Genomic DNA, 17,522 nt, shown 5'->3' on the forward strand with positions numbered 1-17,522 from the left:
CAAGTTTTTTAGCTTAAATTTGTTGAAAGTTGAAGTAATAAAAAAAGTCAAAGTCAGGATCCTCTTGGCTTTGACTTTTTTCTTAATAATAGGCTGTGTTAAAGTTTGGACTCCATATTAACACTATCCTTTAAAAGAGCCTAATAGAAAAAGAAAAATACCGGACATTGGTAAATGGGCAGTAACATTTGCTCTGAAAATAGATTCAATGTTATTATATACTTTATGCTAAAGAGAGTCGGGAGAGTGATTGTCAAGTGAGTAAACGAGACTATTATGAGATCCTTGGTGTCTCAAAAGACGCTTCAAAGGATGAAATAAAAAAGGCTTATCGCAAGTTGGCTAGGAAGTATCATCCTGATGTCAATAAAGAAGAAGGTGCTGACGACAAATTTAAAGAAGCAAAGGAAGCGTATGAGGTTCTTGGAAATGAACAAAAAAGAGCCCAATATGATCAATTTGGTCATGCAGGAGCCCAAGGTCAAGGCTTCGGTGGAGGTTTTGGCGGAGCGGAAGACTTTGGTGGTTTTGGAGATATTTTTGATATGTTCTTCGGTGGAGGACGTCGTCGGGACCCTAACGCTCCTAGACAAGGGGCTGATCTACAGTATACGATGACTCTAGATTTTGAGGAAGCCATTTTTGGAAAAGATACGGATATACAAATTCCTAAAGAAGAAACTTGTGATACTTGTCATGGTAGTGGTGCAAAGCCTGGTACAGAACCGAAAACATGTAGTCACTGTAACGGTTCTGGTCAGTTGAATATGGAACAAAATACTCCGTTTGGTCGCGTTGTGAATAAACGCGTTTGTCATTATTGTCAAGGTACAGGTAAAATGATTGAGGATAAATGTAATACGTGCGGTGGAGTAGGAAAGGTGAAAAAACGTAAAAAAATTCATATTAGCATTCCTGCTGGTATTGATGAAGGACAGCAAATCCGAGTTTCAGGTCAAGGTGAACCTGGGGAAAATGGCGGACCTTCAGGTGATCTATATGTAGTCATTCAAATAACACCTCATGAGTTTTATCAAAGAGAAGGGGATCACATTTTTTGTGAAATGCCTATAACCTTTGCTCAAGCTGCGTTAGGGGATGAAATTGAAGTTCCAACTGTACATGGTAAAGTGAAGCTTAAAGTACCGGCTGGGACGCAAAATGGAAAGACGTTCCGCTTGAGAGGAAAAGGCGCCCCAAATGTACGAGGGTATGGTCATGGTGACCAACATGTCAAAATTAGAGTAGTTACACCTACGAATTTATCCGATCGTCAAAAAGAACTGCTTCGTGAATTTAATGATATAAGTGGAAACAATCCAGCAGATGAACAGGAAAACAGTTTTTTTCAACGTGTAAAAAAAGCATTTAAAGGTGAATAAGTGGACGTATGTTAAATATTTTTTCTAAGTAGAATGACTACAGGTATGAAAACCTAAGAAATGAGTTGATAGATTTTGAAGTGGTCTGAGTTTTGTATCCATACCACTAATGAGGCCATTGAACCGATTTCAAATATCCTACATGAAGCTGGCGCAAGTGGTGTAGTTATTGAAGATCCTAATGACCTAGTCAAAGAAAGAGATACTTTTTTAGGTGAAATTTATGAATTAAATCCACAAGACTACCCGGATGAAGGAGTATATATTAAGGCATACTTACCTGTAAATAGTTTTTTAGGTGAGACTGTCGATGAAATAAAACAAGCCATTAATAATCTCTTATTATATGATATAGATCTTGGAACAAATCAAATTACACTCAGCGAGGTCCGTGAAGAGGAATGGGCTACCGCCTGGAAAAAATATTATAAGCCAGTTAAAATCTCAGAAAAAGTGACAATTACTCCAACCTGGGAGGACTATGAACCCGTTTCTACCGATGAAATCATTATTGAATTAGATCCGGGAATGGCTTTTGGAACGGGAACACATCCCACAACAGTACTAAGCATTCAAGCCCTTGAACAATTCATCTCTAAAGGAGATACAGTCATTGATGTAGGTACAGGTTCTGGTGTATTAAGTATTGCTTCCGTCTTACTTGGTGCTGAAAAGGTTCATGCTTTTGACTTAGATGAAATCGCCGTTAAAAGTACGAAAATGAATGCAAAATTAAATAACGTGGAGAAAAGTATTCAAATTCGACAAAATAATCTGTTAGATAATGTGGAAATGGAAGCAGATGTCATTGTTGCAAATATTTTGGCTGAAATAATTTTGCGTTTTGAAAAAGATGCTTACCGATGCCTTAAATCTGGTGGAATTTTTATTACATCTGGAATCATTCAAGCCAAAAAACAACAAGTGAAAGAAGGTCTAATTGAAGCCGGATTCGAGATTTTAGAAATGAATCAAATGGAAGATTGGACTTCAATCATCGCAAGAAAAATGTAAGAAAGCTGGTGTTTTTGTGCAACGATATTTTATAGCGGCTGATAATTGGAAAGCAGATAATCATATCGTATTAAGTGCTAATGACTACCACCATATAACTCGTGTTATGCGAATGACCGAAGGAGATAAAATTATCTGTAATCATCCTTATTGTCAAGCGGCCATTTGCGTAATTACTAATATTTCTAACGAGCAGGTTATTGCTGCGGTCGAAGAGTGGTTGAACGATTCCGTTGAAATGCCTGTGAACGTTACCGTTGCACAAGGGTTACCAAAGGGCGATAAATTCGATTTGGTACTTCAAAAAGGTACAGAGTTAGGTGCATCAGCCTTTCTACCATTTGAAGCGAAAAGATCTGTCGTTAAATGGGATTCAAAAAAAGCGAAGAAGAAACTTGAACGTTTTAACAAAATTGTAAAGGAAGCTAGTGAACAAGCACATCGTAATCGAATTCCAAGTATAGAAGAAGTATCTCCCTTCCAAAAGTTACTAGAGAAAAGCAAAGCCTATGATGTTAAACTTGTTGCATATGAAGAAGAAACACGATCAGAGCAATACCATAGCCTGGGTTCTATCTTAAAAGAAATAGATCAAAATCAGTCTGTTCTTATTTGTATTGGACCAGAAGGCGGGTTTACATTAGAAGAAATAAACGCATTAAAGGAAGTTGGTTTTTATACTGTTCGACTTGGTCCACGTATCCTTCGAACAGAAACAGCTGCCCTCTATTTTTTGTCTAGTATTTCTTATCATTTTGAAGAATTGGAGTGGTGAAAATGCCTACAGTGGCTTTTCATACGTTAGGATGTAAAGTAAATCATTATGAAACGGAAGGCATATGGCAGAAGTTTAAAGCTGCTGGCTATGAACGGGTTGATTTTGACCATGATTCCGATGTTTATGTTATAAATACATGTACAGTAACTAATACGGGTGATAAAAAAAGCAGGCAAGTAATCCGTCGTGCTATTCGTAAAAACCCTGAGGCAGTCGTATGTGTCACGGGTTGTTATGCACAAACATCACCTGGTGAAATTATGGAAATTCCAGGAGTCGACGTTGTAGTCGGTACGCAAGACCGTGGCAAAATGATTGAATATATCGAAGAACATCAAGAATATCGACAACCGATTAATGGTGTATCTAATATTATGAAGAATCGTGTGTTCGAGGAAATGGATGTTCCAGAATTTTCAGATCGGACAAGAGCTTCATTAAAAATACAAGAAGGCTGTAACAACTTTTGTACATTTTGCATTATCCCGTGGTCACGAGGGTTATTAAGGTCAAGAGAACCTGAAAATGTTTTAAAACAAGCTCAACAATTAGTGGATGCAGGCTATAAAGAAATCGTATTAACAGGTATTCATACAGCGGGTTATGGGGAAGACATGAAAGATTATAATTTTGCCCAATTACTCCGTGATTTAGAAGAAAAGGTAGTTGGATTAAAACGTATTAGAATTTCATCAATTGAAGCTAGTCAAATTACCGATGAAGTAATTGAAGTGTTAGATCAATCATCAAAGATAGTAAGGCATTTACACATTCCGTTGCAATCAGGGTCAGACACTGTGTTAGAGCGAATGAGAAGAAAGTATTCTTCATCCTTTTATAAGGCAAGGGTGGAAAAAATCAAACAGGCACTGCCTGGGCTTGCTATTACTTCTGATGTAATTGTTGGATTTCCAGGAGAAACAGAAGATGAGTTTATGGAAACATATCGCTTTATCCAAGAAATTGGTTTCTCCGAGCTTCATGTTTTTCCATTTTCAAGAAGAACTGGGACTCCAGCTGCACGAATGGATAATCAAGTAGAAGATGAAGTCAAAAATGATCGTGTTCATAAACTTATTGACCTTTCTAATAAGCAAGCAAAAGAATATGCTTCCATGTTTGAAGGTGAAGTATTAGAAGTAATTCCAGAGGAACGTTTGACAGATGACAAGGAAGAAGAAAATATTTTTGTTGGCTATACAGATAACTATTTAAAAGTTAAATTTGCAGGGTCAGAAGATATGATTGGAAAAATTGTTCGTGTCAAAATTAAAGATTCTGGATATCCGTATAATGAAGGTACATTTGTCCGGATAATGGATGAACCGAATATAAATGAGAAAGTGGAATTATCGTCATAAACTACTATACAATAGGGATAAACGGCATTACGTTTGTCTCTATTGTTTTTTTTGAAATATTCGTGCTATGATGATGCTGAATAAAATAAAAGGAGCAGTCTTGACATGAACCTTGAACTAGCAAGAATGATAGACCATACTCAATTAAAGCCAGATACTAAAAAAGAAAAGATTGATCAAATTATTCAAGAAGCAAAAGAAAATGGGTTTGCATCTGTTTGTGTTAATCCATACTGGGTAAGTTATTGTTATAATCATCTCCAAGAATCTGATGTGAAAGTATGTACTGTTATTGGTTTCCCACTAGGTGCAACAACAACGGAAACGAAAGCGTTTGAGACGTCACAAGCTATCAAGAACGGTGCAACCGAAGTAGATATGGTCATTAATGTGGGAGCATTAAAATCAAAGGAATTGGATACTGTCGAAGCTGATATTAAGGCGGTAGTAGAAGCTGCAAAAGGACATGCACTAACAAAGGTTATCATTGAAACTTCTCTTTTAACGGATGATGAAAAAGTGGTTGCTTGCAAACTTGCTAAACGAGCAGGTGCAGATTTTGTTAAAACTTCTACTGGTTTCTCCGGTGGAGGAGCAACTGTGGAAGATATTACACTTATGCGGAAAACTGTAGGAAGTGAAATGGGAGTAAAAGCTTCTGGAGGAGTTCGTGACCTTGAAACGACAAATGCAATGATTGAAGCAGGTGCAACTAGAATTGGTGCAAGTGCTGGAGTGCAAATTATTGCTGGAGAGAAAGGTAAAATGGATTATTAATAAGCCTTGTTAAAGATTGTGTTGATTATTAGTTTCTTTTGCCATATAATTAGTCATAAATGAATCGAACAATACTGCTTTTGACAAAGAAGAAGCTGTCCTCATACAAAGGGACAGCTTTTCTATGTTTTGATACTAATTTGTTGACCATGAATTTTCATGATAAACTTTTGAAACAAATGAATAAAAGGAAGAAATATTAAAACAGATAATACATTAAAAAGAACCGATATGTGTGCTAGTTGCTCCTTAAGGTTTGTCGATAGAAGCTGAGCAACATCACTCAAGCTATCTAAGAATGGTATAAATAATAATACGCCAGCAATATTAAACCAAACGTGTGCCATTGCCACAAGCTTTGCTTCTTTATTCGTCCCTAGAGTAGCAAGTATGGACGTGAAGCACGTTCCAATATTGGCCCCAAGAACAATAGCGATGGAAGCTGCTATAGTAAGTATTCCTTCATCTAAAAAACTCATTGTAATTCCGATTGTCGCACTAGAAGATTGAATAATAGCACTTACGATTAGCCCGATAATTACTCCGATGTGCGGATTCGACTCCGAGTATTGAATGCTTTGACTTAATATCGGCATCCGGGCAACCTCAGTTGCTAACGATTCAAATCCATTCAATGATACAAAAATACTTCCTAATCCTACAAATATAGCCCCTAAACTAAATGCAACTTTGTTTGGAAAAAATAATAAGATAGCTCCAATAATAAGGATAGCTGTTTCAGGAATAAAATCGGAATATGCCAATATTTCTCCAGTTGCAGTGGTTCCAATATTGGCACCAAATATTACCCCAATAGAGTTTTTAAATGATATGTAACCTAAACTTACGAAGCTAATCGTTAGAATCATAATTAGGGAACTACTTTGTAAAAGAACAGTAGCAATACAACCTGTTAATAATCCAACGGGGAAACTTTTTGTTAAATTAGCTAATACATCTTTCATTTTTTGATAGGAAAGCTGATACAGTCCAGTTCGTAATATACTCATTCCTAAAAAAAACAACATAATAAATATAGCAGTAAGCGAAATTAAATCTCCCAACTTGTTCACCTCTATATCATTATATGGACAAGATTTTCGATTCATGATTTTTATTAAACAATAATATTATTAGTCAGAAAAAGTTGACCAAAAAAAATCATTATATTATAATTGTCGATAGGCATATGTAGTACATATGCTGTTACAAATTGTTGTACGCTTCGGAGGGAGGGATATTAGTATGTCAAACACAACTCGCGTTCGTAAAAACGAGTCACTTGAAGATGCTCTTCGTCGCTTTAAACGCAGTGTATCTAAAAACGGTACATTGGCTGAATATCGTAAAAAAGAATTTTATGAAAAACCTAGTGTGCGTCGTAAGAAAAAGTCTGAGGCTGCTAGAAAGCGTAAGTATTAAAGAGGGTGCGAAGAAAAAATGTCAATAGTTGAACGTCTAAACCAGGATATGAAACAAGCGATGAAAAATAAGGATAGAGAAACCTTAAGTGTTATTCGCATGGTAAAAGCTTCACTTCAAAATGAAGCAATCAAACTGGGAAAAGACAATCTATCTGAAGAAGAAGAGTTATCTGTTTTGACTAAAGAGTTAAAACAACGTAACGATTCCCTCCGAGAATTTGACGAAGCTGGACGCGATGATCTTGTAGAGAAACTGAAAGATGAAATTAAAGTTTTACAAGTATATATGCCAGAACAGCTAACTCAAGAAGAGCTTGAAGATATTGTTTTAGAAACAATAAAAGAGGTTAATGCTACCACGAAAAAAGAAATGGGAAAAGTAATGAGTGCTATCATGCCTAAAATTAAAGGCAAAGCAGATGGTTCACAAGTCAATCAATTTGTTCAAAAGCATCTTACTTAATGTAGATAACCTTTGATGATTCAAATATGCTTTTGTAAATCCCTTGTCATACAATTGACAAGGGATTTATTATGGTTTATATTCTAAACATTTTTTAAGAAAATAAAATGTTTGTGAAACCCTCTTCATCACTATTACGTATTACATGTGTACATAAAAATAGAAAGGAGGTTCGGAGTGAAGATTTATACAACAAGATTACTATTTTATTTTGTTGGTATCCTTTTAGCACTTGGTGTTTCAATTAATGCGATACATGCTGAATCCAATGGGGAAGGAAAGCTTATTTATATTATCCCAATTGAAAAAGAAGTGGAAAGAGGGTTAGAAGCCTTCTTAACCCGTACGACAGAAGAAGCAAAAGAAGAAAACGCTGATCATATCATTTTTGAAATCGATACTCCTGGTGGAAGAGTAGATGCGGCCAATAATATTGGTGAGTTATTTCAGAATATAGAAATCCCTACTACTTCTTTTATTACTAGCCAAGCACTTTCAGCGGGATCCTATATCGCCTTAAATACCGATTATATTTATATGAAACCGCAAGCTACTATGGGTGCTAGTGGAGTTATTACTTCTGATGGAAATGCAGCTGAAAAAAAAGCCCAATCAGCATGGCTTGCAGCTATGAAAAGTGCTGCTTCATCTAAGGGGAGGGATCCTCTCTATGCAGCTGCTATGGCTGATCCTGATATTGACTTAGAAGAATATGGGGCTCCTGAAGGCGAATATCTAACACTGGAACCGTCATCTGCGGTTGAAGTAGGATATGCAGAGGATATAGTTGAGCACCGAACAGAACTACTTAGTAAATTAGGTTTATCGAACGCTACGGTTGTAGAGACGGAGCCAACACTCGCCGAAGAAATTGCTCGTTTTATAACGCATCCAGCTGTTGTGCCAATATTGCTTTCCATCGCAAGTATTGGATTGATTGTAGAGTTGTATTCGCCTGGTTTTGGGATACCTGGTTCCATGGGTCTTTTGTCGCTAGTGCTATTTTTTTACGGTCATATCGTAGCGGGATTAGCTGGTTATGAATCCATTATTCTGTTAATATTAGGTATTATATTGGTTGTTGTAGAAATATTCGTTCCTGGTGGTATTTTAGGTATTATTGGTATCGGTGCTATTATCTTTTCGTTATTCTTATCAGGACAAGACATGGGTCATATGGCTTGGAGTGTAGGAATAGCTATCCTTGTTTCGATTATCGTATCTGTTATTTTGTATAAAACGATGGGATTAGAAAAAGGAATTTTTAAACATATTATTTTGAAAGATGCAACAACAACAGAAAAAGGATATATTTCCTCTGTAAACCGGGTAGAATTAGTTGGGCAGGAAGGAAAAACATTAACTCCGCTCCGGCCTTCAGGTACAGCCATTTTTGATGAGGAACGTCTGGATGTGGTTAGCGAAGGTGGATTTATTAGTAGTGATAAATCTGTCAAAGTTGTCAAAACAGAAGGAGCTCGGATTGTAGTTCGAGAGATAGTAGAAAAAAATTAGGAGGAATAGTATGGAGATTCAAGAACTTTTACCGATCATAATCATTGGTATTATTATTATTGCTATTGCTGTTTTATTCACATTTATTCCCGTAATGCTATGGATTAGTGCACTAGCAGCGGGTGTTCGTGTAAGTATTTTTAATTTAGTAGGTATGCGCTTAAGAAGAGTTGTTCCTGCTCGTGTGATTAACCCTTTAATTAAGGCTCATAAAGCTGGTATTGATGTGAGTAACAACCAATTAGAGGGTCACTACCTAGCAGGTGGTAATGTCGACCGTGTGGTTAATGCACTGATTGCCGCTCAACGTGCTAATATCGAATTAAGTTTTGAAAGAGCTGCAGCGATCGATTTAGCTGGTCGAGATGTGTTAGAAGCTGTGCAAATGAGTGTAAATCCAAAAGTTATTGAAACTCCATTTATTGCTGGTATCGCAATGGATGGTATTGAAGTAAAGGCAAAAGCTAGAATTACTGTTCGAGCAAACATTGATCGATTAGTCGGTGGTGCTGGGGAAGATACAGTCATTGCACGTGTCGGTGAAGGTGTTGTAAGTACAATTGGTAGTTCTGAAGCACACACAAAAGTATTAGAAAATCCAGATTCAATTTCACATAATGTTTTAAACAGAGGTTTAGATGCAGGAACGGCATTTGAAATTTTATCGATTGATATTGCGGATGTTGATATCGGTAAAAACATTGGGGCTATACTACAAACAGATCAGGCAGAAGCAGATAAGAATATTGCACAAGCGAAAGCTGAAGAACGTCGTGCTATGGCTGTTGCGCAAGAGCAAGAAATGCTTGCCCGTGTTCAAGAAATGCGTGCGAAGGTTGTGGAAGCAGAAGCAGAAGTTCCACAAGCATTGGCAGAAGCATTGCGTTCAGGAAATATGGGTGTAATGGATTATATGAATTATAAGAACATTAACGCTGATACGGATATGCGTGATTCAATTGGTAAGATTTCTAAAAATGAAAACGAAGAGGAAGAATAAAATGTATAATCCTCGAAAAGGAGGGTTTTCATGGAAGATCTTATAGGAATTATCATAGCAATATTTGTTATAGGTAGCTGGTTATTTGGTTCTAAAAAGGAAGATAAGAAAAATACAAACAGGCCACCAGTAAAGCGTGATATTCCTCGTCCAACCCCGACTCCATCTGGAAGAGTAGGGCAAGAAGTAGAAGACGTTTTGGAAACACAATCCGAAGCATTTAAGGATAAGAAACAAGAGCAATTAGAGGCGTTAAAAGATAAAATAGAAAGTGGAAAACATACGGTTGAAGGAAGTGGTGGTGAATGGGATCAACGAGAGACCTCTCAAAAACCTAAACTTAAGCCTGTTGACAGAAGTGTCAAACAGTCCACCATTTCTGTTAGACGTAATTTATCTAGTAATAAGATAGTTGAAAGTGTCATTATGGCTGAGGTACTAAGTCCGCCAAAGGCACATCAAAAAAATCAATCTCGACCACCGAATAGAAGGATATAAATACGAAAAAACCTTTGTCACTAAATGACAAAGGTTTTTTTCTTTTGGCTCTAGGATTTAGTAGAAGATGAAAATTGAATTGTCCTCTCAGGAAAGACAAATGTCCACAAAGGGGGTCAGACCCCTTTTGGAGCAAATTTTCTACATACTCTTTTCCTTTTGTTCATATTGATAATAGAGGTAATAAGTCTAAAAAAATGTAGGTACAACTATTTATTTACGGTGATATTACTGTTCTTATATAGACGTCTATTACATACACATTATGTGAGAGGGGGCATCTTAGATGAAAAAGCTGCAACAAAAAATTGGTAATTGGCTGACTGAACACCTTGAATTACCACCTGATGTTGTCCTCGAACTTCCTAGAATTACAACAATTGGACAAATACATGCTTACATAGAGAATCATCATGGTCTTATTTTATTTTCTGATAATGAACTTCGACTAAAAATGAAGCAAGGATATTTAAAAATAACAGGTAATAAATTTGTTCTAAAAATGATGCTACCAGAAGAGATTCTCTTAGAAGGAACCATCAAAGAAATTGTATTTATCGAAGATTAGGAATTGGGATGGAAGGAGAAATTGTATGAAACAAACACAAGGTGTATTTTTTTCCGGCTACGTTACCATTCAAGTGATCGGACACCATCCTGAATTATTTTTTGATCTCTGCGCCAAAAAAGGTGTAACAGTTTGGAATGTTAAAAAAAGAGAAAATACAGTCTGTACAGGAAATATTTTTTTGAAAGATATTTCATTAGTGAAATCATTACGAAGAAGGACGATATATAAGATTACATTTTTACATAAAAAAGGAGCACCATTTTTATCTAGAAGAATTTTGTCAAAAAAACCATTACTTATTAGTTTGTTTTTAAGTATTTTATTTGTAACATTTCTATCTAATATTGTTTGGGATGTACAGGTGAAAGGTGTCCATCCTGAAATAGAAAAGCGAATAACGAAGCAACTAAATGAATATGGAATTTATCCCGGGGCGATGAAATTTAAACTGGAATCCCCCGGTGAAATTCAAAAAAAGCTTCTTGATGATATACCGGAATTGTTATGGGTAGGCGTAAATGAAAAAGGGACAACCTTTCATCTTGAGGGTGTAGAAAAAACAGTAGTTGACGAAAGGGAAGAACATGGTCCAAATCACTTAATTGCTAAAAAGGAAGGCGTTATTGTTGATATGTTTGTTGCAAAAGGACAACCTATAGTAAAGGTCAATGATTTTGTTGAAAAGGGTGATTTGCTCGTTTCTGGTGTACTTGGTAAGAAAAATGAAGAGACGAGTAAGGATGAGGAAGGTAAAAAAGTTAATCGGGGAGAATTAGTAGAAGCAGAAGGTGAAATAATCGCAAAAACCTGGTATGAATCTGAAGTTACTATTCCTTTAAAAGCGAATTATGATATATTGACTGGAGATTCTATAAACAAGTACTTTTTAACATTTGGAAAATTTAATCTTCAAATTTGGGGTTTTAAAAATCCAGAATATAATCAAGTGCAAATGGAATTAAATGAAAGAAAATTTCAATTTTTTCAGTGGGATCTTCCGATTGGCTTTGTTACACAAAAGGTTCAGGAAAAAGAATTGAGAAGAGTGGAAAGAACACAGGAAGAAGCGGTTGAAGCTGGAATTAAACAAGCTAAAAACAACCTACAAAATAAACTTGGACATGAAGCAGAAATAAGTTTTGAAAAAGTTTTGCACGAACGAATAGAGAATGGTAAAGTTAAATTAATACTTTACTTCACAGCTCGTGAAAATATTGCAATAACTCAACCTATTTCTCAAGGAGATTGATTTATGCCTGAAGATTTAATTACAATAGACTTACAAATTGACAACCCAAGTGAAGCATTAAGTTTATTTGGTACAGAAGACAAAAACTTAAAACAAATTGAACAGCAGCTGAACGTATCTATAATCACTAGAGGAGAGCAAGTTAGAGTCTCTGGAACTGACGAAGATATACAATTGATTGAGGAAATTTTGTTAGCATTATTAGGAATCGTACGAAAGGGACTGACAATTTCTGAAAGAGATGTCGTCTATGCTGTTGAACTAGCAAAAAAAGGTAAAATAAATCAGTTTGAAACATTATTTGAAGATGAAATAACAAAGAATGCAAAAGGAAAATCTATCCGAGTAAAAACACTTGGTCAAAGAAATTACGTTAATTCTATTAAATCACATGACCTCGTTTTTGGTGTCGGGCCAGCCGGTACGGGAAAAACCTATCTTGCAGTTGTTATGGCAATAAATGCTTTAAAGCAAGGTTTAGTGAAACGAATCATTTTGACACGACCGGCAGTAGAAGCTGGGGAAAGTCTCGGTTTTTTACCTGGTGATTTAAAGGAAAAGGTTGATCCATATCTAAGACCACTATATGATGCGCTTCATGATGTGTTGGGTACTGAACATACGCAAAGGTTAATTGAACGTGGAACAATTGAAATTGCTCCACTTGCATATATGCGTGGTCGTACATTAGATGATGCATTTGTTATATTAGATGAAGCGCAAAATACAACCCATGCTCAAATGAAAATGTTTTTAACAAGGTTAGGTTTTGGTTCAAAAATGGTAATAACGGGTGACATCACTCAAGTTGACCTGCCAAAGGGTGTTAATTCTGGGTTGAAGGTTGTTGAGACAAAGTTATCATCAATAAAGGGGATTGCTTTTATTTATTTACAACAGTCTGATGTTGTTCGTCATCCGCTCGTTCAGAAAATAATTGATGCTTATGAAAAGGAATAACTGTTGTATGAGTTAAGACCCAAAACCATGGGTCTTATTTCTCTATTTAAAAGGGGAGAACGAGATGAAGTCTGTTTGGGAACACTTTTTACAATTTGTAAAAGATAAAGAAAAATGGATTCGTATTGTTATACCAAGCTTGGTTTTGGGTTGTTTCTTTTTTTTCATAATGCTTTCTAATGTCTACACTGAAACCTACGAAATTGAACGATTTAATAATGCAAAAGAAACCATCCGTTCACCTATTACTATTGAGAATACGAAAGAAACAGATCGTAAAATCAGAGAAGCTATTCAAGCAGTTGATGATCGTTATGATGTTTCTAGTGTGATTACTCAAGAACGGGTCGATTATGTAAATGAATTATTTGATGCCATTGAAAAACAGCAAGAGGAAATTGATGCTGCTCAAGAAGAAGAAGTAACTGTTGGTGAAAATGAAGAAAATCAATATGACTCAAGTGTTCCCTTGACGAATCAGGAAAGAGTTCAGTCTCTACAGCAAGTACTAAGCCCTTCAATCACTGATGATTTAAGTCAAGAGGTGTTATTAAGTATTGTTGAGGCAAGCCCTCGTGAAAGGTCTTTGGGCCAAGAGCTATTAACTACATCCCTTTATGAAGTATTAAATGAAGGTGTTCGTACGGATGAGGTACAAACAGCGGTTCAGAGTGTAAATCAAAAATTAAGGTATTCAAGTATAGATGAACAGCTCAAGGAAGCACTCTATTCATTAACTAAATTCGCTGTTGTTGAAAATTCTTTTTACGATGTTGAAAAAACAAATGAGGCACAAAAGCAGGCAATTAGTAATGTAGAACCTGTAATGATTCGGGCCGGAGAAGTAATAGTTCGAGAAGGTCAAACAATCACCAATGAAATATATGAGGAACTGGCATTGGTAGGGTTACTGGATAGCGACCGTAATAGTTATCCTGTCATTGGACTAATCATCTTTATTATATTACTTTTAGGAATTATTGTTTATGAAATAAATAAGTATGCTGAAAACAATCGATTAGATAATCGTAAAATTGCATCCATTTTACTGATTAGCTTACTGACTGTTGGTATGATGAAACTAATTAGTATATATACTACTCCAGTCAATCAGTTATTTTTACTTGTTCCAGTTGCAACTGCTACAATGTTGTTAAAAATTTTACTCTATGACCGTTTAGCAATCGTATTAGGTATTGTATACGCAGTTATGGGCAGTGTTATATTTAATGCCGAAATTCCTGGGTCACTCAATATGGAAGCTTGTATTTACTTATTGTTTTCACAGCTAGCAGGAATCATTTTTTTGTATAGTGTAAAGGATCGAACGGCAATATTAAAGGCTGGGTTAGGTATAACGGTCATTAATATATTAACTGTATTAATATTCTTATTATTATCATTTGAAAAGTATTCTATTTATGAATCTTTTCTTTTAGTGGGATTTGGAATAACTTCTGCATTTCTTGCTTCGGTATTGACCATAGGAATGTTACCTTTTTTCGAAGCAGGTTTGGGAATTTTATCAGATACAAAGCTTTTAACCCTGTCCAGTCCCAATCAACCACTTCTTAGAAAATTATTAACAGAAGCACCAGGTACATATCATCATAGTGTAATGGTTGCGAACTTGAGTGAGGCCTGTTGTGAATCCATTGGTGCAAACGGTCTGTTGGCACGTGTAGCTGCATATTATCACGATTTAGGAAAAACAGTACGACCACATTATTTTATTGAAAATCAAATGGGAATAAGAAATCCACATGATTTTATTGAACCAAAACAAAGTGCTGAAATTATTATTAATCACCCATATGACGGTTCAAAAATGCTTAAGAAACATAAACTACCAAAAGAGATCATTGATATTGCAGAACAGCACCATGGGACTACATTATTGAAATATTTTTATTACAAAGATAAAGACAAAAATAAAGCTGTTAATGAGGCAGACTATCGTTATCCCGGCCCTAAACCTCGTACAAAAGAAGCAGCGATTATTTGTATATGTGACTCAATAGAAGCTGCAGTTCGTTCATTAAAAGAGCCGACAAATGAAAAAATTAATGAAATTGTTACATCGATTATAAATGATCGGTTGATGGATGGCCAACTAAGTGAAAGTTCTCTGACGTTCAGAGAATTAGAGACGATTCAGCAGGCGATTTGTGAAACATTAAATGGGATCTTTCATTCAAGAATACAATACCCTACAAGCAAGGAAGTAAAGGAGGCAAACTGAAAATGCATATCGATTTTCACGATGAAACGAAAAAGGTGACGGAAGAATATATTGACATGGTTCAACGGCTTATTTCATTTGCTGCTAACCAAGAGAACATTACACCTGAAGCTGAGATTTCCATTAGTTTCGTTGATAATAATGAAATTCAAATCATTAATAGGAATTACCGACAAATTGATAAACCAACAGATGTTATTTCTTTTGCATTGGAGGAAAAAGGTGAAGGAGAAATGGAAATCGTTGGTGGTGATCTTCCAGTTATTCTCGGAGATATTGTAATATCGGTTGATAAGGCTGAGGAACAGGCAAAAGAATATAACCATTCGTTTCAAAGAGAATTAGGCTTTCTTGCATTACATGGTTTTTTACATCTATTAGGTTATGATCATATGAATGAGATAGATGAGAAGCAAATGTTTCAACGACAAGAGGATATATTGAATGAGTTCGGATTATCAAGGGAATAAAAATAAACGAGTAGGGTTTGAGCATGCCATTAACGGGGTAAAAGAAGCGATTAAATCAGAGCGAAATTTAAAAATTCAAATGGTAATAAGTGTAATTGTTACTATAATGGGAATTATTCTCCATATTACTCCTGTCGAATGGGCGATTATAATCATTACGATTGGATTGGTGCTTTCTTTTGAAATAATGAATACAGCCATTGAAAAAGTAATGGATTACTTAGCTCCAGAATTTAACTCATCAGTAGGGTTGATAAAGGACATATCTGCTGGTGCTGTATTTATCGCAGCTTGTACATCTGTTATTGTAGGTTCCATTATTTTTTTACCCAAGCTATTTCGTTTGTTTTTTTGAAAGGTGCAGTAGTTTAAGCAATTATCTAAGAATCGTTGCATGCCAATTAAATTGTCTGAAAATGTCAAATTAATTGTTTGTTCATAAAAAACTCCCTTTATGCCAAATTAGGTATAAAGGGATTTTTCTTTAATGCAAACGAAAATTTATGTTTTTCAAAAATATTTATGTCATCATTTTTATAGAGTTTTTGTCGAATGTATGAAATGGATACGTATTTTATAGTAAAATAAAAATATCTAATAAAATGAATCGAACATAGTAGTAATGGAGGAAGCAACATGGATCAAGCGCAAGCGTTCAAGTCTGGTTTTATCACCATTATCGGTAGACCAAATGTTGGAAAATCAACATTTATGAATCACGTTATTGGGCAAAAGATAGCCATTATGAGTGATAAACCACAAACAACAAGAAATAAAATTCAAGGTGTTTTAACAGAATCTGATGCACAATTTATTTTTATTGATACACCAGGAATTCACAAACCAAAACATAAATTGGGTGATTTCATGGTAAAAGTAGCAGAAAATACTTTAAATGAAGTAGATGTTGTCATGTTTATGATTAATGCGGAGGAAGGGTTTGGTAAAGGAGATCAATTTATACTTGAACGACTCCAAAACGTAAACAATCCAGTATTTCTAATCATTAATAAAATTGACAAGGTTCATCCTAACAAGCTATTACCACTAATCAATGAATATAAGGACAAGTACGATTTTGAAGAAATTATTCCTATATCGGCATTAGAAGGAAATAACGTTGAAAATTTGCTAACACAAATCAAGCAACGGTTACCGGAGGGGCCACAATATTATCCGGAAGATCAAATAACAGACCACCCAGAAAGGTTTATTATCAGCGAGCTGATTCGTGAAAAAGCTTTACAGTTAACGAGAGAGGAAATCCCGCACTCCATTGCAGTTGTGATTGAAAATATCGAACAAAAAGAAAGATCGGAAAAAGTTCTTATTCAAGCAACAATTGTTACGGAAAGAAAGTCACAAAAAGGTATCATAATCGGAAAACAAGGTTCGATGTTGAAAGAAATTGGTATGCGAGCGAGGGAAGACATTGAGTCTTTACTTGGAACAAAAGTTTTTTTGGAGCTCTGGGTAAAAGTACAGAAGGATTGGAGAAATAGGCAACACCAGTTGAATGAATACGGGTTTAGTAATGAAGAGTACTAAGACAAAGTTGGTAAATTTTTTTACTCATTCTTTACACAGACTAGGTAACTCTATAAATAAGGTACATTTTTTAAACTGATTATAGAAAGGTGGAGTTTTCTTGTGATAGACTTTTCTTGGAAAATCTTTAGTCAAACAGGAAACATTGAAACCTATTTACTAATGAAAGAACTTGAAGATATCTATAATGAAGATGATTCATTCCACATGGATGATGAGGTTACCGAATTGGATAGACAAATGTAAGTTGAATTTAGGGGATGTGTGAGG

At 35.5% G+C, this 17,522-nt stretch carries 19 protein-coding genes; 18 read left to right on the plus strand and 1 reads right to left on the minus strand.

Going from position 1 to position 17,522, the window contains the following annotated elements:
- Positions 1-257 precede the first annotated feature (257 nt).
- The 5 genes from dnaJ (at position 258) to deoC (ending at position 5,312) form a co-directional block, all read left to right on the plus strand.
- Positions 258-1,382 carry a molecular chaperone DnaJ gene (dnaJ, locus tag JOC48_RS00420; protein WP_204497068.1) on the plus strand — a complete coding sequence of 375 codons (1,125 nt, stop codon included), beginning with the start codon at positions 258-260 and terminating at the stop codon, positions 1,380-1,382.
- Positions 1,383-1,457: 75 nt separating this feature from the next.
- The gene (prmA, locus tag JOC48_RS00425) at positions 1,458-2,396 is read left to right on the plus strand and encodes a 50S ribosomal protein L11 methyltransferase (RefSeq protein WP_204497069.1); all 939 of its coding nucleotides are present in this window, start codon (positions 1,458-1,460) and stop codon (positions 2,394-2,396) included.
- A 16-nt stretch (positions 2,397-2,412) separates the two neighbouring features.
- Positions 2,413-3,171 (plus strand): 16S rRNA (uracil(1498)-N(3))-methyltransferase, encoded by a 759-nt coding sequence (locus JOC48_RS00430; RefSeq protein WP_204497070.1) that lies wholly within the window; start codon positions 2,413-2,415, stop codon positions 3,169-3,171.
- 2 nt (positions 3,172-3,173) lie between these two features.
- Positions 3,174-4,535, plus strand: coding sequence for a tRNA (N(6)-L-threonylcarbamoyladenosine(37)-C(2))-methylthiotransferase MtaB (gene mtaB, locus JOC48_RS00435; RefSeq protein WP_204497071.1), 1,362 nt, complete (start codon positions 3,174-3,176; stop codon positions 4,533-4,535).
- Positions 4,536-4,640: 105 nt separating this feature from the next.
- A complete protein-coding gene (gene deoC, locus JOC48_RS00440) occupies positions 4,641-5,312 on the plus strand; it encodes a deoxyribose-phosphate aldolase (protein ID WP_204497072.1) in 672 nt (223 codons plus the stop codon).
- A 122-nt stretch (positions 5,313-5,434) separates the two neighbouring features.
- Here deoC and JOC48_RS00445 read toward each other — a convergent pair whose 3' ends face one another.
- A complete protein-coding gene (locus JOC48_RS00445; RefSeq protein WP_204497073.1) occupies positions 5,435-6,421 on the minus strand; it encodes a Na/Pi symporter in 987 nt (328 codons plus the stop codon).
- Positions 6,422-6,557: 136 nt separating this feature from the next.
- On the opposite strand from JOC48_RS00445, the gene rpsU reads away from it, so the two are divergent.
- The 13 genes from rpsU to JOC48_RS00510 all read left to right on the plus strand — a co-directional run bounded on the left by rpsU (position 6,558) and on the right by JOC48_RS00510 (position 17,498).
- A complete protein-coding gene (gene rpsU, locus JOC48_RS00450; protein WP_143894420.1) occupies positions 6,558-6,734 on the plus strand; it encodes a 30S ribosomal protein S21 in 177 nt (58 codons plus the stop codon).
- Positions 6,735-6,752: 18 nt separating this feature from the next.
- Positions 6,753-7,199 (plus strand): GatB/YqeY domain-containing protein, encoded by a 447-nt coding sequence (locus JOC48_RS00455; RefSeq protein WP_204497074.1) that lies wholly within the window; start codon positions 6,753-6,755, stop codon positions 7,197-7,199.
- A gap of 177 nt (positions 7,200-7,376) precedes the next feature.
- Positions 7,377-8,714, plus strand: coding sequence for an NfeD family protein (locus JOC48_RS00460; RefSeq protein ID WP_204497075.1), 1,338 nt, complete (start codon positions 7,377-7,379; stop codon positions 8,712-8,714).
- Between the two features lie 10 nt (positions 8,715-8,724).
- The gene (floA, locus tag JOC48_RS00465; protein WP_204497076.1) at positions 8,725-9,714 is read left to right on the plus strand and encodes a flotillin-like protein FloA; all 990 of its coding nucleotides are present in this window, start codon (positions 8,725-8,727) and stop codon (positions 9,712-9,714) included.
- A 30-nt stretch (positions 9,715-9,744) separates the two neighbouring features.
- The gene (locus JOC48_RS00470) at positions 9,745-10,212 is read left to right on the plus strand and encodes a hypothetical protein (protein ID WP_204497077.1); all 468 of its coding nucleotides are present in this window, start codon (positions 9,745-9,747) and stop codon (positions 10,210-10,212) included.
- 286 nt (positions 10,213-10,498) lie between these two features.
- Positions 10,499-10,780, plus strand: coding sequence for a sporulation protein YqfC (yqfC, locus tag JOC48_RS00475; protein WP_204497078.1), 282 nt, complete (start codon positions 10,499-10,501; stop codon positions 10,778-10,780).
- Positions 10,781-10,805: 25 nt separating this feature from the next.
- Positions 10,806-12,032, plus strand: a complete 1,227-nt coding sequence (yqfD, locus tag JOC48_RS00480; protein ID WP_204497079.1) for a sporulation protein YqfD — start codon at positions 10,806-10,808, stop codon at positions 12,030-12,032.
- A 3-nt stretch (positions 12,033-12,035) separates the two neighbouring features.
- A complete protein-coding gene (locus tag JOC48_RS00485; RefSeq protein ID WP_204497080.1) occupies positions 12,036-12,992 on the plus strand; it encodes a PhoH family protein in 957 nt (318 codons plus the stop codon).
- A 64-nt stretch (positions 12,993-13,056) separates the two neighbouring features.
- The gene (locus tag JOC48_RS00490; protein WP_204497081.1) at positions 13,057-15,234 is read left to right on the plus strand and encodes an HD family phosphohydrolase; all 2,178 of its coding nucleotides are present in this window, start codon (positions 13,057-13,059) and stop codon (positions 15,232-15,234) included.
- Between the two features lie 2 nt (positions 15,235-15,236).
- Entirely contained in the window at positions 15,237-15,704 is a 468-nt protein-coding gene (gene ybeY / locus JOC48_RS00495; protein ID WP_204497082.1) for an rRNA maturation RNase YbeY, read from the plus strand.
- Complete coding sequence (locus JOC48_RS00500; protein WP_204497083.1) at positions 15,679-16,059, plus strand: diacylglycerol kinase family protein; 381 nt, start codon at positions 15,679-15,681, stop codon at positions 16,057-16,059. The genes ybeY and JOC48_RS00500 overlap by 26 nt, the downstream gene beginning before the upstream one ends.
- 281 nt (positions 16,060-16,340) lie before the next feature.
- Positions 16,341-17,252, plus strand: a complete 912-nt coding sequence (gene era / locus JOC48_RS00505) for a GTPase Era (RefSeq protein ID WP_204497084.1) — start codon at positions 16,341-16,343, stop codon at positions 17,250-17,252.
- A gap of 102 nt (positions 17,253-17,354) precedes the next feature.
- Positions 17,355-17,498 carry a YqzL family protein gene (locus JOC48_RS00510; RefSeq protein ID WP_204497085.1) on the plus strand — a complete coding sequence of 48 codons (144 nt, stop codon included), beginning with the start codon at positions 17,355-17,357 and terminating at the stop codon, positions 17,496-17,498.
- The last annotated feature ends 24 nt before the right edge of the window (positions 17,499-17,522 follow it).

This window comes from Aquibacillus albus (assembly GCF_016908325.1).
Lineage (GTDB): Bacteria > Bacillota > Bacilli > Bacillales > Amphibacillaceae > Aquibacillus_A > Aquibacillus_A albus.

What these genes read in the sequence shown, in the direction of transcription:
- JOC48_RS00500 (WP_204497083.1), top strand. Translation starts at nt 15,679, where the DNA reads ATGAGTTCGGATTATCAAGGGAATAAAAATAAACGAGTAGGGTTTGAG.
- JOC48_RS00445 (WP_204497073.1), bottom strand. Translation starts at nt 6,421, where the DNA reads ATGAATCGAAAATCTTGTCCATATAATGATATAGAGGTGAACAAGTTG.
- ybeY (WP_204497082.1), top strand. Translation starts at nt 15,237, where the DNA reads ATGCATATCGATTTTCACGATGAAACGAAAAAGGTGACGGAAGAATAT.
- floA (WP_204497076.1), top strand. Translation starts at nt 8,725, where the DNA reads ATGGAGATTCAAGAACTTTTACCGATCATAATCATTGGTATTATTATT.
- yqfC (WP_204497078.1), top strand. Translation starts at nt 10,499, where the DNA reads ATGAAAAAGCTGCAACAAAAAATTGGTAATTGGCTGACTGAACACCTT.
- JOC48_RS00485 (WP_204497080.1), top strand. Translation starts at nt 12,036, where the DNA reads ATGCCTGAAGATTTAATTACAATAGACTTACAAATTGACAACCCAAGT.
- deoC (WP_204497072.1), top strand. Translation starts at nt 4,641, where the DNA reads ATGAACCTTGAACTAGCAAGAATGATAGACCATACTCAATTAAAGCCA.
- rpsU (WP_143894420.1), top strand. Translation starts at nt 6,558, where the DNA reads ATGTCAAACACAACTCGCGTTCGTAAAAACGAGTCACTTGAAGATGCT.
- JOC48_RS00455 (WP_204497074.1), top strand. Translation starts at nt 6,753, where the DNA reads ATGTCAATAGTTGAACGTCTAAACCAGGATATGAAACAAGCGATGAAA.
- yqfD (WP_204497079.1), top strand. Translation starts at nt 10,806, where the DNA reads ATGAAACAAACACAAGGTGTATTTTTTTCCGGCTACGTTACCATTCAA.
- JOC48_RS00490 (WP_204497081.1), top strand. Translation starts at nt 13,057, where the DNA reads ATGAAGTCTGTTTGGGAACACTTTTTACAATTTGTAAAAGATAAAGAA.
- mtaB (WP_204497071.1), top strand. Translation starts at nt 3,174, where the DNA reads ATGCCTACAGTGGCTTTTCATACGTTAGGATGTAAAGTAAATCATTAT.
- era (WP_204497084.1), top strand. Translation starts at nt 16,341, where the DNA reads ATGGATCAAGCGCAAGCGTTCAAGTCTGGTTTTATCACCATTATCGGT.
- JOC48_RS00470 (WP_204497077.1), top strand. Translation starts at nt 9,745, where the DNA reads ATGGAAGATCTTATAGGAATTATCATAGCAATATTTGTTATAGGTAGC.